Annotated in this window: 13 protein-coding genes; 6 read left to right on the top strand and 7 right to left on the bottom strand. The window is 72.6% G+C overall.

Features of this window, described 5'->3' with window-relative positions; all coding sequences use genetic code 11:
* Positions 1 to 110: 110 nt before the first annotated feature.
* Positions 111 to 812: a nucleotidyltransferase domain-containing protein gene (locus ACZ4SW_RS19880; protein WP_468244862.1), complete on the top strand. Its 702-nt coding sequence runs from the start codon at positions 111 to 113 to the stop codon at positions 810 to 812.
* A 175-nt stretch (positions 813 to 987) separates the two neighbouring features.
* Here ACZ4SW_RS19880 and ACZ4SW_RS19875 read toward each other — a convergent pair whose 3' ends face one another.
* Positions 988 to 1,548, bottom strand: coding sequence for an HD domain-containing protein (locus ACZ4SW_RS19875; RefSeq protein WP_468244860.1), 561 nt, complete (start codon positions 1,546 to 1,548; stop codon positions 988 to 990).
* 484 nt (positions 1,549 to 2,032) lie between these two features.
* Here ACZ4SW_RS19875 and ACZ4SW_RS19870 point away from each other — a divergent pair, with 484 nt between their 5' ends.
* The 4 genes from ACZ4SW_RS19870 to ACZ4SW_RS19855 all read left to right on the top strand — a co-directional run bounded on the left by ACZ4SW_RS19870 (position 2,033) and on the right by ACZ4SW_RS19855 (position 5,324).
* Positions 2,033 to 2,209 (top strand): hypothetical protein, encoded by a 177-nt coding sequence (locus ACZ4SW_RS19870; protein WP_468244857.1) that lies wholly within the window; start codon positions 2,033 to 2,035, stop codon positions 2,207 to 2,209.
* Positions 2,210 to 2,263: 54 nt separating this feature from the next.
* On the top strand, positions 2,264 to 2,746 hold the full coding sequence (locus tag ACZ4SW_RS19865; protein WP_468244854.1) for a GNAT family N-acetyltransferase: 483 nt from the start codon (positions 2,264 to 2,266) through the stop codon (positions 2,744 to 2,746).
* Between the two features lie 123 nt (positions 2,747 to 2,869).
* Entirely contained in the window at positions 2,870 to 3,754 is an 885-nt protein-coding gene (locus ACZ4SW_RS19860) for an SDR family oxidoreductase (protein WP_468244852.1), read from the top strand.
* A 43-nt stretch (positions 3,755 to 3,797) separates the two neighbouring features.
* Complete coding sequence (locus tag ACZ4SW_RS19855; RefSeq protein WP_468244850.1) at positions 3,798 to 5,324, top strand: FAD-dependent oxidoreductase; 1,527 nt, start codon at positions 3,798 to 3,800, stop codon at positions 5,322 to 5,324.
* A gap of 55 nt (positions 5,325 to 5,379) precedes the next feature.
* Here the strand turns inward: ACZ4SW_RS19855 and ACZ4SW_RS19850 are convergent, their stop codons facing one another.
* The 4 genes from ACZ4SW_RS19850 to ACZ4SW_RS19835 form a co-directional block, all read right to left on the bottom strand.
* Positions 5,380 to 5,748 (bottom strand): TraR/DksA family transcriptional regulator, encoded by a 369-nt coding sequence (locus ACZ4SW_RS19850; protein WP_468244847.1) that lies wholly within the window; start codon positions 5,746 to 5,748, stop codon positions 5,380 to 5,382.
* 44 nt (positions 5,749 to 5,792) lie between these two features.
* Positions 5,793 to 6,980, bottom strand: coding sequence for an alcohol dehydrogenase catalytic domain-containing protein (locus ACZ4SW_RS19845; protein ID WP_468244844.1), 1,188 nt, complete (start codon positions 6,978 to 6,980; stop codon positions 5,793 to 5,795).
* Positions 6,981 to 7,098: 118 nt separating this feature from the next.
* Positions 7,099 to 9,369, bottom strand: coding sequence for a catalase (locus ACZ4SW_RS19840; protein ID WP_468244841.1), 2,271 nt, complete (start codon positions 9,367 to 9,369; stop codon positions 7,099 to 7,101).
* 177 nt (positions 9,370 to 9,546) lie between these two features.
* Positions 9,547 to 9,720, bottom strand: a complete 174-nt coding sequence (locus ACZ4SW_RS19835) for a hypothetical protein (protein WP_468244839.1) — start codon at positions 9,718 to 9,720, stop codon at positions 9,547 to 9,549.
* Between the two features lie 244 nt (positions 9,721 to 9,964).
* Here ACZ4SW_RS19835 and ACZ4SW_RS19830 point away from each other — a divergent pair, with 244 nt between their 5' ends.
* Positions 9,965 to 10,384: a CBS domain-containing protein gene (locus ACZ4SW_RS19830; RefSeq protein ID WP_468244836.1), complete on the top strand. Its 420-nt coding sequence runs from the start codon at positions 9,965 to 9,967 to the stop codon at positions 10,382 to 10,384.
* Positions 10,385 to 10,393: 9 nt separating this feature from the next.
* Here the strand turns inward: ACZ4SW_RS19830 and ACZ4SW_RS19825 are convergent, their stop codons facing one another.
* Positions 10,394 to 11,770, bottom strand: coding sequence for an amidase (locus ACZ4SW_RS19825; RefSeq protein WP_468244833.1), 1,377 nt, complete (start codon positions 11,768 to 11,770; stop codon positions 10,394 to 10,396).
* 141 nt (positions 11,771 to 11,911) lie between these two features.
* Complete coding sequence (locus tag ACZ4SW_RS19820; RefSeq protein ID WP_468244831.1) at positions 11,912 to 14,098, bottom strand: alpha-galactosidase; 2,187 nt, start codon at positions 14,096 to 14,098, stop codon at positions 11,912 to 11,914.
* Between the last annotated feature and the right edge of the window lie 173 nt (positions 14,099 to 14,271).

Below are 14,271 nucleotides of genomic sequence, written 5' to 3'. Positions count from 1 at the left end.
GAAAAACTGTTCGCCGCCATGTCGACTCGATGGCTAACGTGCCGCCATGACCTGGCTCTTCGCTGCCGGGGCCCCTCCTGAGCCATGAGAACCAAGGAAGGCGGCCGTCCGTGACCGTCCCGAACCTCCTGCTGTCCGGCATCGTCGGCTCCACCGCGTACGGGCTCGCCCACGAGGGCTCCGACGTGGACCGGCTCGGCCTGTTCGCGGCCCCCACCGAGCGGCTGCACGGGCTGCACCCGCCGAAGGAGTCCCACGTCGGCACCGCCCCCGACCGCACCCTGCACGAAGCCGCGAAGTGGTGCCGGCTCGCCCTCGGCGGCAATCCGACCGCGATGGAACTCGTGTGGCTTCCGGACGAGTTGTACGAGGTGCGCACCCCGCTCGGCGACGAGCTGATCGGCATCCGTACGTCGTTCCTGTGCGCCAGGCGTATCCGCGACGCCTACCTCGGCTACGCCACCCAGCAGTTCCGCCGCCTGGAGTCCCGGGGCGACGGCTCCTTCTCCGCGGACACCCGCGGACGCACCGCCAAACACGCCCGCCACCTCAAGCGACTGTGCCACCAGGGCCTGGAGCTGTACACCACCGGGCGCCTGACCATCCGCCTGGAGAACCCGGAGGAGTACCACGAGTTCGGCGACCGCGTGGCCGTCGACCCGACGGTCGCTCTGCCGCTGCTCCGCTTCTACGAGAACGCCTTCGCCGAGGCGCGCCCCGCGCTGCCGGAACGGCCGGACGAGACGGCCGTCGAGGCATGGCTGCGCCGCGTCCGCGCCCACTTCTACGCACCCGGCGCACGGGCCGGGTGACAGCCCCGGATTCCGGGCGGGCGGGGAACGTCCACGGGCGTCCGGCGGGGCGCCCGTGCCCGAGCGGAGCCGATCACGAGGAAGGCCGGGACGGCACGGACGGCGCGGGCCCTGCGCGGCCAGGCCGGCGGTGCCGGATACGGTCGGTCCGCTTGCGCCCCGCGGCGTGTCGCCCTCAGTCGACGGCCTCCAGCCGCGCGTGCCGGGCCGCCACGAGTTCCAGCACCGTCCGCCAGTCCTCCAGCACCCCCGCGTCGAGGCCCCCCACCTGGGCCGCCTCGTCCGCCTGGCGCAGGGCGAGCGCGTCATCGGCCAGCGGGTCGTGTTCGAAGGCGGCGGCCTCGGCGGGCGTGAGCGGCCCGCCGGGCGGGGGCGGGGCCGAGGTGCCCTGCGCCGACGAGCCCCGCCGCGGGGAGACGGCGGAGAGATAGCGTGCGGCGACCGCGTGCAGGCGTACGAGACGCGAGACCCGTTCGCCGAGCAACGGCCGTACGGCGTCGGCCGCGCGGTCGGCATGCCGGACGTCGTCGCCCCGCCCCAGCAGCGGGCCGATGCCCTGCACCAGCCCGGCCACCTGGAGTTCCTTGTCCGCGGGGCGACTTCGGCGCAGCAGGGCGGCGGTCTGCAGGGCGTGTTCGTGCAGGTCGGCCGGGCGGCCGCGGCCGCCCGGGGTGTTCCGCGCGCCCCGGCAGGCGTGCAGCAGGTCCATCAGCTCCTCGACGCTGCGCAGCTCCATGCGTCAGTCCTCCCGCGAGAAAAGCCGTTGCCGGTCGTCAGCAGATCAGAAGGAGCTTGCGTACCGGCCAACGGCACTTGAACTGAGCACCGTGCGCGCCGGTCCGTACACCTGCCGTACCGGTGGGCAGTTCGAGAAGAGAACCGAACGGGTGTCCGCGAACCGTGTCGAACGCTGCCAAACAGGCGGAAAACGCTGCGGGATGATGCCGTACGACTCAAGACAGTTACACGGTTGTTTCAGCCCCATCGAGCGGCGCCGCGCTCATTTGGTTAACCTGGGGTGTACGGACAGCCTTTGGGGTCCTACCCACACCCATGGTCCGTCCCGGGACAAGCCGGTCACCACGGCCTGCTCTCGCACGAGTTGCCGGCGCCACCGCGTCCGACCCTTTTTTCACTCATACCCGACCGGACGTCGAGGGCACAGCGGAACACTGGACCGGAATGTCCCTGAGGGTTACCCGACACATAAGGAGTGCGCGGTGACACCGGAGAAGACGCATCACGAACAGCGCCCCAAGGAACGCATGGACCGCGGGGGCCGTCGTACCGAGAAGAAGCTCGGCAGTCTGGACGTGTGGGCCCGTTCGGCCCCCATCCGGCTGGCCGGTTACGAGGACGACCTCGCCGAGCCGCACATCCTGCCGAGCGTGGACTGACCCGCCCGGACCCGTCGTGATCACTGACGGCATGGGCGTGCCAGACTCACGCCCATGCTGATCAGACAAGCCGCGGCCGAGGACTGGCCGCGGATCTGGCCGTTCTGGCACCGCATCGTCGCCGCCGGGGAGACCTACACCTGGGACCCGGACACCGGTGAGGAGGCGGCCCGCGCCCTGTGGATGGCGCCGGCCAAGCGCGTGTACGTCGCCGAGGACGACACCGGGGCGGTCGTCGGCTCGGCCTACGTGACGCCCAACTACGGCGGCCCCGCGGCCGGTATCGCCAACGCCGGGTTCATGGTGGACCCCGACCGGGCGGGGCAGGGCATCGGCCGTGCCCTCGCCGAGTACATCCTGGCCGCCGCGAAGGCCCAGGGCTACCGGGGCATGGTCTTCAACGCGGTCGTCGAGAGCAATCCCGCGGTGGCGCTGTGGACGTCCCTGGGTTTCGAGATCGTCGGCACGATCCCGGAGGCGTACGACCATCCCCGGTTGGGAAGGGTGGGGCTGCACGTCATGTACCGGGCGCTGTAGGGGCGGCGCCGGGACGGCTGGAGCGAACGGCCGCAATCGAACGATCGAACAAATGCTCATCGCTAAGGTGTTCGATTAATCTGTGCATGTGTCGACCCGCCCGCCGGGGGGACTCGGCGCAGCGTGAACGACAACGCACCACAGCACCCCGGAAAGCAGCATCCCCAGCCGGAGTTCCCCCAGCAGGACCAGCCGCATCCGGGCTGGACCGGCCCGATGGACCCGCCGCCGGACCACGGCGAGGAGTCGTACCGCGGCAGCGGTCTCCTCACGGACCGGAAGGCCGTCATCACCGGCGGCGACTCCGGAATCGGGCGTGCCGTCGCACTCGCCTACGCACGGGAGGGCGCGGACGTCCTGTTCACCCATCTGGAGCAGGAGAGCGGCGAGGCCCGCGAGACGGCGCGTCTGGTCGAGGACGCCGGCCGCAAGGCGGTCCCCGTGTCCTGCGACATCCGTGACGAGGAACAGTGCGACCGGCTCATCGAACGGGCGCTGGCCGAGTTCGGGCGCATCGACGTCCTGGTCAACAACGCGGCCTACCAGATGGCCCAGTCCGACGGCATCCAGGCCATCACCACCGAACAGTTCGACCGGGTGATGCGGACGAACCTGTACGGGATGTTCTGGCTGTGCAAGAAGGCGCTGCCGCACATCCCGCCCGGCGGATCGATCATCAACACCACGTCCGTCCAGGCGTACAAGCCCAGTCCGCACCTGCTCGACTACGCCACCACCAAGGGCGCCATCGTCACCTTCACGCAGGGCCTGGCACAGATGGTCGCCTCCGACGGCGTCCGGGTGAACGCCGTGGCCCCCGGGCCCGTGTGGACCCCGCTGATCCCGGCCACGCTCCCGGACACCACGACGTTCGGCAAGCAGGCGCCCCTGGGCAGGCCCGCCCAGCCCGCCGAGATGGCCCCCGCCTACGTCTTCCTCGCCTCGCAGCACGCGAGCTACATCACCGCCGAGATCGTCAACGCCACCGGCGGCACACCGCTGCCCTGACCGGCCACGCTTCGACGGACCCGCCCGGGGAACCCGGACCCCCATGAGCGACCACAGCGGCATGCAGACGTCGTACTGGATCGAATCGGCGCCCGGAGTTCCCCGGCCGGCCCTCACCGAGGACATCACCGTCGACGTGGCCGTCGTCGGGGCCGGGATGGCGGGCCTGAGCACCGCCTGGGAGGTGGCGCGGGGCGGCCGCAGCGTCGCCGTGCTGGAGGCCGGCCGGCTCGCCGAGGGTGTCACCGGGCACACGACCGCCAAGCTCACCGCGCTGCACTCCCTCGTCTACCAGCGGCTGCGTCACACCCGGGGCGAGGACGGCGCGCGGCTGTACGGCCGTTCCCAGATGGAGGCGATCGGTCACGCCGCCGAACTGGTGGACGAGCTCGGCATCGACTGCGAATGGGAGACGGCACCGGCGTTCACCTACGCGACGGACCAGGACCGCGTGCCCGAGCTGCGCGCCGAGGCGGAGGCGGCCCGGGCGGCCGGGCTGCCCGCGGAGTTCGTCACCGAGACGGACCTGCCCTTTCCCGTGGCCGGCGCGGTCAGGGTGGCCGAACAGGTGCAGTTCCATCCGCGCAAGTACCTCCTCGCGCTCGCCGAGGCGCTGGTGCGCGGTGGCGGGCAACTGTACGAGCACACCCGCGTGGTCGGGCTGCACGAAGGGGAGCCGTGCCGGCTGACCACCGAGGACGGGCACACGGTCACGGCGCGGGACGTCGTGGTGGCCACCCATTACCCGATCTTCGACCGGGCGATGCTCTTCGCCCGGCTCTCGCCGCGCCGCGAGGTCGTGCTGACGGCACCGATCGACGCCGGTCGCGCGCCGCGGGGCATGTACATCACCCCCGAGGAGAACACACGGTCCGTCCGCACCACTCCCTACCAGAACGGGACGCGTCTGCTGGTCGTGACCGGTGAGCACTTCACCCCGGGCACCTCCGACACCGGGGAACACCTCGCCCGGCTGGCCGACTGGGCCACCGGGCACTTCGGGCCGCTGGAGTTCAGGCACCGCTGGGCCACCCAGGACAACGACTCCTCGGACACCGTGCCGCTCGTCGGGCCCCTGCACGCGGCGAGCCACCACACCTACGTCGCCACCGGCTTCGGCGGCTGGGGCCTCAGCGGCGGTGTCATGGCGGGACTCCTGCTGTCCGCGCTGATCGACGGCCGCGAGCCGCCGTGGACGCGGTTGTACGACCCGCGCCGGGTCGGCACCGTCCTGCGCGAGGCGCCCGCCTTCCTGAAGTACCAGGCGAAGGTCGCCCAGCACTTCGTGGGGGACCGCCTGGCACCGTTCACGGGCGGAGGCTCGGTGGACGAGCTGGCTCCGGGAGACGGCGCGGTGCTGCGCGTCGGCGGCCACGTGTGCGCCGTGTCCCGGGACGACGCAGGGCGGCTGCACGCCGTGTCGGCGCGCTGCACCCACCTGGGCTGCCTGGTCGCCTTCAACCGCGCCGAGCAGGCATGGGAGTGCCCCTGTCACGGCTCCCGCTTCGACGTCGACGGACGCGTCCTGCAGGGCCCGGCCACACGGCCGCTGGAGCAGCGGGACGTCTGAGGGCTCTGGCGACGCCCACGGGCACAGCGGGCGACCGGGCGTGCGGACGCCGGGTTCACATCCCGGCGTCCGCCCCCGTCCGCGCGCAGGCGATGCAGAGGTCCGTGTGCGGAACCGCCAGCAGACGGTCGCGCCCGATCTCCCCGCCGCAGGCCGTGCACCGGCCGAAGCCGGGCGCCCCCACCCGGGACAGGGTGGCGAGGATCCGGTCCAGCAGCGTCCGGGCGCGCTCGGTGTCCGTGCGCAGGCGCTCCAGGGCGGTCGTCTTGGCGCTCGCGTCGCCCGCGTCCAGGTCGCAGTCCGCGGACAGGGCGGACATCTGCGCCTCGGCCGCCGCGAGCTCCACGCGCAGCGCGTCCGCTTCGGCGGTGAGCCGCTCGGCGATGTCGCGCAGATCGTCGGTCGACAGTTCCGTCGTCGGCATGGGTACGTCACCTCGGGCTCGGTCGGCTCGGTTCGCGGGGATGGTCACGGCTTGAGGAGGGTCTTGACCATCCCGTCCTCCTTGGCCTGGAACATCGCGTACGCCTTGGGGCCGTCCTCGAGCGGCATGGCGTGGGTCTTGAAGCCGTCGACACCGAGCGGGTCCTCGTCCGTGAGCAGGGGCAGGATGTCCTCCACCCAGTTCCAGACGTTCGCCTGGCCCATGCGCACCTGGATCTGCTTGTCGAACATGGTCAGCAGGGGCATGGGGCTCGCGGCCCCGCCGTACACCCCCGAGATGGACAGGGTGCCGCCCCGGCGTACCAGGTCGATCGCCGTGTGCAGGGCGCCCAGCCGGTCCACCCCGGCGTGCTCCATGAGCGGCTGCGCCACCGCGTCGGGCAGATGACCGGTCAGCCACTGCGCGGCCTTGGCGAACGGCGCGCCGTGCGCCTCCATGCCGACGGCGTCGATCACGGCGTCCGGTCCCCGCCCGCCGGTCAGCTCCCGCACGGCCTCGGTCAGGTCCTTGCCGCTGTGCCGGCGCAGGTCGAAGCAGGTCACCCCGTGCGCCGCGGCGCGTTCCAGCCGCTCGTCCACCAGGTCCACGCCGATGACCAGACCGGCGCCCCGGTGCCGGGCGATACGGGTGCACATGTCGCCGATGGGCCCGAGTCCCAGGACGGCCACGCTGCCGCCCTCGGGCACCGCCGCGTACTCCACGGCCTGCCAGGCGGTCGGCAGGACGTCCGACAAGTACACATACCGGTCGTCCGGCGGTCCCTCGGGCACCTTGATGGGCAGCTTGTCGCCGAACGGCACCCGCATCAGCTCCGCCTGCCCGCCGGGCACCTGCCCGTACAGCTTGGTGTACCCGAACAGGGCGGCGCCGGTGCCGCGCTCCCGGACCTGCGTGGTCTCGCACTGCGAGTGCAGGCCCTGGTTGCACATGAAACAGTCACGGCATGAGACGTTGAACGGGATGACCACCCGGTCTCCCGGCTTCAGCGTGCGAACCTGCGGCCCGACCTCCTCGACGACGCCCATGGGTTCGTGGCCCAGGATGTCGCCCGGGTCGATGTAGGGGCCGAAGAGTTCGTACAGGTGGAGGTCGGAACCGCAGATCCCGCTGGAGGTGACCCTGACGATGACGTCGTCGGGCTTCTCGATCCGGGGGTCGGGGACGGTCTCCACGCGGACGTCGCGTCGGCCCTGCCAGGTCAGTGCTCGCATGTTCTGCTCCTGAGGTCTTGCCGCATGCCGGGTCGGCACCGGCCTTCCGCGTACCGGGCTCCCGGTCCGAGTCCCCGGGGCTCCCGGTTCGACACACCGACGTGGGGGCCGACGACGGTCACACGCGGGAGGCGAACCGCTCCCAGACGCGGTGCTTGGTCAGCAGCCCGGTGATCTGCTCCAGCGCGCCGGAGCCGGACTCCGCGGTGACGACACCGGCGGCGTCCGTGGGCACACCGGCCGCCCGGAGCGCGGCCTCGGCGCCGGCCCAGCCGCCGATGGCCTTGCCGTGCCGGAAGGCCTCCGAGAGCAGCAGCAGCACCCGGGGATCGACGCTGCCGTCGGCTCCCGGCTCCCCGGCCTTGGCGTCGCGCGCGCCGTACGCGTCGGGGGCGGGCGCCGGGGCGCCGACCACCAGCACGGCGTCGTACTCGACGGACCGGGCGGTGGCGAAGCTGCGCTGGACGGTGACGGGCTCGCCGTCCGGGTCGAGCTTTCCGCCGGTGGGCGCGATGATCAGGGGCACCATGCCCGCGGTGAACGCCGCCTCCCGCACCGCGCGCAGACCGTCCAGGTCGGTGCTGCCGTCGGTGACGACGCCGATGACGCGCCCGTCCAGCGGCCAGGTCTGGCCCACCTGCGACAGGGCGGGACTGGGGTCGACGGCGACGATCGGCGCGGTGGCCTCGGGGGCGGGCAGACCGAGGCCGGCGGCGACCTGTTCGCACAGCTCGGGGTCGATGTTGGCGAGGACCTGCAGCCCTCGTTCCTTGACGGCCTGTTCGTAGCACTTGCCGAGTTCGAAGGTGTAGGCGGCGACCAGGTGTTCCCGCTCCACCGGGCTCAGGCTCAGCCAGAACATCCTCGGCTGGGTGAAGTGGTCCGCGAAGGAGGCCGGTGCCGTCCGGGTCTTCGTCGCCTCCGGGATCCGCACCGGGGTCTCGACGTACGCGTGGTCGCCCGCGCCCGCCGTGAAGGGACAGCCGCCGTCGAGGGAGTTGGGCCGGTAGGGCGCCACTCCGGTGTGCACGGCGGTCTGGTGCATGCCGTCGCGCAGCATGTCGTTCACCGGGGCGTGCGGGCGGTTGACCGGGATCTGCGCGAAGTTCGGGCCGCCCAGGCGGGTGATCTGGGTGTCCAGGTAGGAGAAGAGGCGGCCGGCCAGCAGCGGGTCGTCGGTGATGTCGATGCCGGGCACGAGGTGGCCGGGGTGGAAGGCGACCTGCTCGGTCTCGGCGAAGAAGTTCGTCGGGTTGGCGTTGAGCGTGAGCAGGCCGACGGGCTGCACCGGCGCCAGTTCCTCGGGAACGATGTTCGTCGGGTCCAGCAGATCGATGCCCTCGAAGGTCTGCTCGGGGGTGTCCGGGAACGTCTGGATGCCCAGTTCCCACTGCGGATACGCGCCCGCCTCGATCGCGTCGGCCAGGTCCCGCCGGTGGAAGTCCGGGTCCGTGCCGCCGATGAGCTGGGCCTCCTCCCACACCAGGGAGTGCACGCCGAGCCTCGGCTTCCAGTGGAACTTCACCAGCGTGGTGGCGCCCTCCGCGTTCACCAGCCGGAACGTGTGGACGCCGAAGCCCTCCATCATCCGGAAGGAGCGCGGAATGCCGCGGTCGGACATGTTCCACATCGTGTGGAACGTGGCCTCGGTGTGCAGGGTGACGAAGTCCCAGAACGTGTCGTGCGCGCTCTGCGCCTGCGGTATCTCCCGGTCGGGGTGCGGCTTGGCGGCGTGGACGACGTCCGGGAACTTGATCGCGTCCTGGATGAAGAACACCGGGATGTTGTTGCCGACCAGGTCGAAGACGCCCTCGCCGGTGTAGAACTTGGTCGCGAAACCCCGGGTGTCGCGTACGGTGTCGGCCGACCCCCGGGAGCCGAGCACCGTGGAGAACCGGACGAACACCGGTGTCTCGACGTCCTGCTGCAGGAAGGCCGCCTTGGTGACGTTCGCGGCGGTGCCGTAGCTCTGGAACACCCCGTGGGCCGCGGCGCCCCGGGCGTGGACGACCCGCTCGGGAATGCGCTCGTGGTCGAAGTGGGTGATTTTCTCCCGCAGGTGGTGGTCCTGCAGTAGAACGGGCCCGCGCTCACCGGCCTTCAGGGAGTGGTCCGTGTCGGGGAGGCGGTTGCCCTGCGCGGTGGTGAGATAGGAGCCGCTCTGGGCCCGCGCCGTCGGGTCCGCTTCCGTGGGACGGCCGGTCGGGCCGACCGCCGCCGGGGTCGCCTGGTCCGGCTTGGGCGGCAGCGGCGGCCTCGGCTCGGTCGGCTCCGCCGACTCGGGCGCCTCGGCGCCGGGCCTGCCCGGGATGCCGCCGTCGCCCTGCCCGTCGCCGCGCAGCGCGTCGACCACCTTGTCCTTCATGCCTTTGACCGGGTTCTCACTCATGCGGTTGCCGCCTTCCGGGCGTGTCGTCCACGCGGCGACGGCCCGCGGAGGGGAAGGCCCTCCCGGGCCCCTGGGCAAAACGCCGCGCTCCCGTTCGCTTGCCTCGCCTGGGTACCCACGCCTGCGTCGATGAAGCGTGTACGCCGCAGCCACATCACCCGGTCGTGCCGGGCGGCCTCAGTCCTCGCCCCGGACGATGTTTCCCTCCTGGTCGCGGCGCGGCCAGGGCCTCTTCCCGTCGTCGACGGCCGGCACGCAGGTGCGCAGGCCGTTCTCACGGGGTCGGCGGGCCTGGGCCCAGCCGGTCTCGGGCGGGCGGACGACGGGCTTCTCACTTGGCTGTGCGGTCACGACAGTTCATCTTCCTTCTGCATCCTCGAGCGCGCCGGGCCTCATGTCGCCGGGGCCTCACGGCGCTTGCCGACCGAGTCCCCAGGGACGGCGCGGGGAAACGGACCGACGGCGTCCGCGGCGCGGCGTCGAGGGCGCCCAAGTGCGTACCGGCCGGAACGACCGGGTGAGGCGCCGGGTTCGCCGGGTACCCGGCGGCCGACCGCGGTGACCGGCACCGCGGCGATGCGCGAAGGGAGACATGATGGCCCAGCACGTACGCGACGTCATGACCGCCGCACCCGTGACGGTCGAACCGCAGACCCCGGTGGCGACCGTCGCCCAGGTGATGCGCGACCAGAACATCGGCGCCGTCCTCGTGACGGAGGGGGACCGGCTGCGCGGACTGGTCAGCGACCGCGACCTGGTGGTGCGCACGGTCGCGGAGGGAGCGGACCCGCGGGAGACCACGGTGGGGCGCGCGTGCAGCGGCGACCTGGTCACCGTGAGCCCCGAGGACGAACTGGACAGCGCGGTACGGCTGATGCGCGAGCACTCCGTGCGCCGTGTCCCCGTCGTCGAGAACGGGGAGCCCGTGGGCATCGTGTCCCTCGGCGACCTGGCCATCGAGCGCGACCCGGAGTCGGCGCTCGGTGACATCAGCGTCGCGAAGTCCAACCGGTAAGACGGACGTTCAGCCGGCCGGCTCGGAGCGCGCGGCAGGGCCCCCGCCCAGCGGCGCGGTGCGCCGCCAGGGCCGGAGGGACTCCAACTGGGCCGCCACGTCCAGCAGTTCCCGCTCCGCGCCCGGCCGCCCCACCAGCTGCACCGCGCAGGGCGCGCCGTTGGGAAGGGTGTCGAACGGGACCGACATCGCGGGCCAGCCCGTGAGGTTCCACGGCGGTGTCATGGGGGAGTAGGCGGTGTTCGTCAGCACGTTGCGCAGCCAGCCGCGCTCGTGCCAGCCGTCGGCGACCGGGCCGCGGCGGGCGAGCGTGGGGGTGAGCAGCACGTCGTGCGCGCCGAAGAACGGTTCGAGGAGCCGGCGCAGTCGTTCACGGCGGTCTCCTGACCTGACGCCGCCCACGAAACGGCGCCCCACCGCCGCGTGCACCCGGGTGCGCCGGGCCAGCCGCCGAGGATCGAGGCCCTCGGCGTCGACCGCCGTACCCGCCGTCCAGTGCGCCAGCGACGTCATGCCCAGCCACCAGGGGTACGGCGGCTCGTCCGGGCGCACGTCGTGCCCCGCCCTCGACAGCAGCGCGGCCGCCGCGCGCGCCGCGTCCGCGTACGGGCGGCTCACCGTGACGCCGAGCAGCGGGCTGCGCAGGGAGAGCGCGATCCTGCGCGGCGCGGTTCCCGGCACATGATCCTGCGCCGTCCCCGCCAGGACGTCGAACACCAGCCGTGCGTCCTCGACCGTCGTCGCCAGCGGCCCGTTCTCCGACATCCCGAACCAGTCGCCGTTGCCGATCCCCGCCGGGACCGTCCCGCGCCCCGGCTTGAGGGTGACGAGTCCGCAGTTGGCGGCCGGGATGCGCAGCGACCCCATGCCGTCGTTGCCGAGCGCGACGGGCACCATCCCGGCGGCCACCGCCGCCGCGCTGCCGCCGGAGGAGCCGCCCGCCGTGCGCGTGAGGTCCCACGGGTTGCGCGCGGTCCCGTGCACTCCTTCCGTGGTGCCGAAGACACACAGCTCCGGCACGTTCGTCAGACCGACCACCACCGCGCCCGCCGCGCGCAGTCGGGCCACCGTGACATGGTCCTGCTCGGCGGGCGCGTCGGGGGTCGCGGCCGAGCCGTTGCGGGTCGACTCGCCGCGCACCGCCAGATTGTCCTTCACCGCCACGGGAACACCGGCCAGCGGCAGGTCGGCCAGGTCCGCGCGCGCCGCGACCTCGTCGGCCTCGGCGAGCGCCGCCTCAGCGCGCACCAGGCGGAAGGCGCCGACGCGGCCGTCCAACTCCTCGATGCGCGCGAGGTGTTCGGCCACCACCTCGCGCGGGGTGGCCCGCTTCTCCCGTACGGCGGCGGCGATCTCGACGGCGGTCCGGCCGACCCAGTTGGACACGGGCGCTCCCTGTCGGTGCTCTGCGTGACTGACGCGTGAACGTACTGACGAGTACGAGCAGCACTGTGCCCTGCGGGCGGGCGCCACGTCGAGGGCCCGGGGGAGACCTGTCACCAGGGTCACCCCCGGACCGCACGCCTGTCACTGACCGTCGGTGCGCCGCACCTCCAGCAGCAGCGCCTGGTCCGGGTTGAGGTTCGGCATGGGCAGTCCGGCCACCGTGAGCACCGCACCGGGCAGCGTCAGCCAGTCGTCGAGAGCGGCCGTCAGCCACGCCGGGCCGGAGGTCTGGTGGAAGGACGGAAGCCCCAGTTCGGTGCGGACCCGTACCCGGTAACCGGCCTCGGCGGCGAGCCCCGGCAACCGCACCCGCCCGGACTGCCCCTCGGGGGAGGTGGCCACCCGGGCCCAGCAGTAGAGCGCCGCCGACCCGTCGTGCGCGACGACCCCGTGCAGCAGGGTCGCCTCGCCGGCGAGGTCGGCGCGGACCGTACGGCCGCCGTGCAGCAGGGGACGCAGTTCGCGGTAGAGCGCTGCCCAGGCGGTGAGCCGGGCGAGTTCCTCCGGGGTGCAGCGGGTGATGTCCTGTTCGATGCCGGCGTGTCCGAACAGGGCCGTGGTCAGCCGGAAGCTGTCGGAGCTGACCCGGCCGGTGGTGTGGCTGGTCGCGGCCCCGACGTGGGCGCCGATCAGCTCGGGGGGCAGCAGTTGCGCCGTCCACCGCTGGATGGCCTGGCGCTCCACCGGATCGTTGCAGTCCGAGGCCCACACCCGGTCGGTACGGGCCAGGATGCCCAGGTCCACCCGGCCGCCGCCGCTGGCGCAGCTCTCGATCTCCAGATCGGGGTGGCGTTCCTTGAGGGCGTCGATCAGCCGGTAGAGCGCGAGTACCTGGGCGTGCGCGACGGGGCGGTCGGCGGGACCGTGCACCGCCTCGTGGAGCTCCCGGTTGTGGTCCCACTTCAGATAGGCGATGCCGTACTGCTTCACCAGGGCGTCCAGCGCGCCCAGCAGGTAGTCCCACACCTGCGGGTTGGCCAGGTCCAGGACGTGCTGGTGCCGGGACGACGGACCGACGCCGCGCGCCGGGCCGAGCACCCAGTCGGGGTGCTCCCTGGCCAGGTCGGAGTCCAGGTTGACCATCTCGGGCTCGACCCACAGCCCGAACTCCATGCCGAGCGAGCGGACATGGTCGACCAGTGGCGTCAGCCCCTCGGGCCACACCACCGGGTCCACCGTCCAGTCGCCCAGTCCGGCGTGGTCCGAGCGGCGCCCGCGGAACCAGCCGTCGTCGAGCACGAAACGCTCGACACCGACCTCGGCGGCCTTGTCGGCCAGCCGCAGCAGCCGGTCCAGGTCGTGGTCGAAGTACACCGCCTCCCAGCTGTTGAGGATCAGGGGGCGGGGGGTGCGCGGGTGGGCGGGCCGGGAGCGCAGCAGGGCGTGGAAACGGTCCGCGAGTCCGTCGAGTCCTTCGTCGGACCAGGTGAAGTGGCACACCGGAGTGGTGTACGAGTCACCGGGAGCGAGCCGGATCTCCCCGGGCCGCAGCAGTTCGCCGCCGCCGAGCACCGCGGCATGGGTGCCCGCGCCCTCCGGCAACTGCTCGACCAGATACCGCTGGTCGCCGCTCCAGGCGAGGTGTACGCCCCACACCTCGCCCTGGCGGAAACCGAACCCCGGCACGCCGACCGTGACCAGGTACGGCGAGTCCAGGCCGGGCTTGCCACGCCGCACCTCGCGGGCGTACGTGCCGAAGCCCAGCGGGCGGCGCTGCGGGGACCGCTCCCGGCTCCACTTGCCGGTGAAGTCCAGGATCTCCGCGGCCCGGCGGGGCAGCGGCAGCATGGTGGTGACCTGCGCGAGGTCGTACGGCTGGGCGGCGGCGTCCGGCCGGCGGCCGATCCGCGTCTGCACGCCCAGGACGCCGGAGGGCTCCAGACGGTAGGTCACGGTGACGTCGAGTCCGGCTCCGGGGTCGGTGAGGTCCAGGGCCAGTTCCCCGCCCTCGTCCTGCGGGCGGTACGACGCCTCGGCCAGGCGCAGCCGTGGAGCGGCGGCGGCACCGGCCAGATGGCCCTGGTGGGCCGGGGTTCCGGACCAGCCGTCCGCCTCGGTGGGCCAGATGGTGAACCGGCGCGGGATGTCGATGGAGTTGTTCAGCACGGCGGGCTCGCCGGTCAGCGCGAGCGCCGCCAGGCCGTCCTCCGGAAGGTCGCCCAGATCGGCTCCCCAGTGCAGGACTCTGGGCACCGGCTCGGCGAGCTCCACGACGAGTGAGGTGCCGGCCGCGCGCAGATTCACGATCCGCGCGGTGGTGTCAGGCATGCAGAGTCCTTTCCAAGGGGCCGGTCCGCCGGACGCCCCCGGGCCGGGGCCGCGTCCGGCGCCCGGACAACCGGTTGCCGTCGGTGGTTCAGCTCTTCGCGAGCAGCGTCCTGCTCTTGTCCCGCCTGTCCGTGAACACGGAGTCGCCCGCCTCGCCGGCGCAGTACGCCTCG

The sequence above is a fragment of the Streptomyces sp. NPDC028331 genome, assembly GCF_055565775.1.
The sequence above is the reverse complement of the archived record's forward strand: the minus strand, read 5'-3'. Positions and strand labels throughout refer to the sequence as shown.

What these genes read in the sequence shown, in the direction of transcription:
- ACZ4SW_RS19840 (WP_468244841.1), bottom strand. Translation starts at nt 9,369, where the DNA reads ATGAGTGAGAACCCGGTCAAAGGCATGAAGGACAAGGTGGTCGACGCG.
- ACZ4SW_RS19850 (WP_468244847.1), bottom strand. Translation starts at nt 5,748, where the DNA reads ATGCCGACGACGGAACTGTCGACCGACGATCTGCGCGACATCGCCGAG.
- ACZ4SW_RS19865 (WP_468244854.1), top strand. Translation starts at nt 2,264, where the DNA reads ATGCTGATCAGACAAGCCGCGGCCGAGGACTGGCCGCGGATCTGGCCG.
- ACZ4SW_RS19830 (WP_468244836.1), top strand. Translation starts at nt 9,965, where the DNA reads ATGGCCCAGCACGTACGCGACGTCATGACCGCCGCACCCGTGACGGTC.
- ACZ4SW_RS19875 (WP_468244860.1), bottom strand. Translation starts at nt 1,548, where the DNA reads ATGGAGCTGCGCAGCGTCGAGGAGCTGATGGACCTGCTGCACGCCTGC.
- ACZ4SW_RS19820 (WP_468244831.1), bottom strand. Translation starts at nt 14,098, where the DNA reads ATGCCTGACACCACCGCGCGGATCGTGAATCTGCGCGCGGCCGGCACC.
- ACZ4SW_RS19845 (WP_468244844.1), bottom strand. Translation starts at nt 6,980, where the DNA reads ATGCGAGCACTGACCTGGCAGGGCCGACGCGACGTCCGCGTGGAGACC.
- ACZ4SW_RS19855 (WP_468244850.1), top strand. Translation starts at nt 3,798, where the DNA reads ATGAGCGACCACAGCGGCATGCAGACGTCGTACTGGATCGAATCGGCG.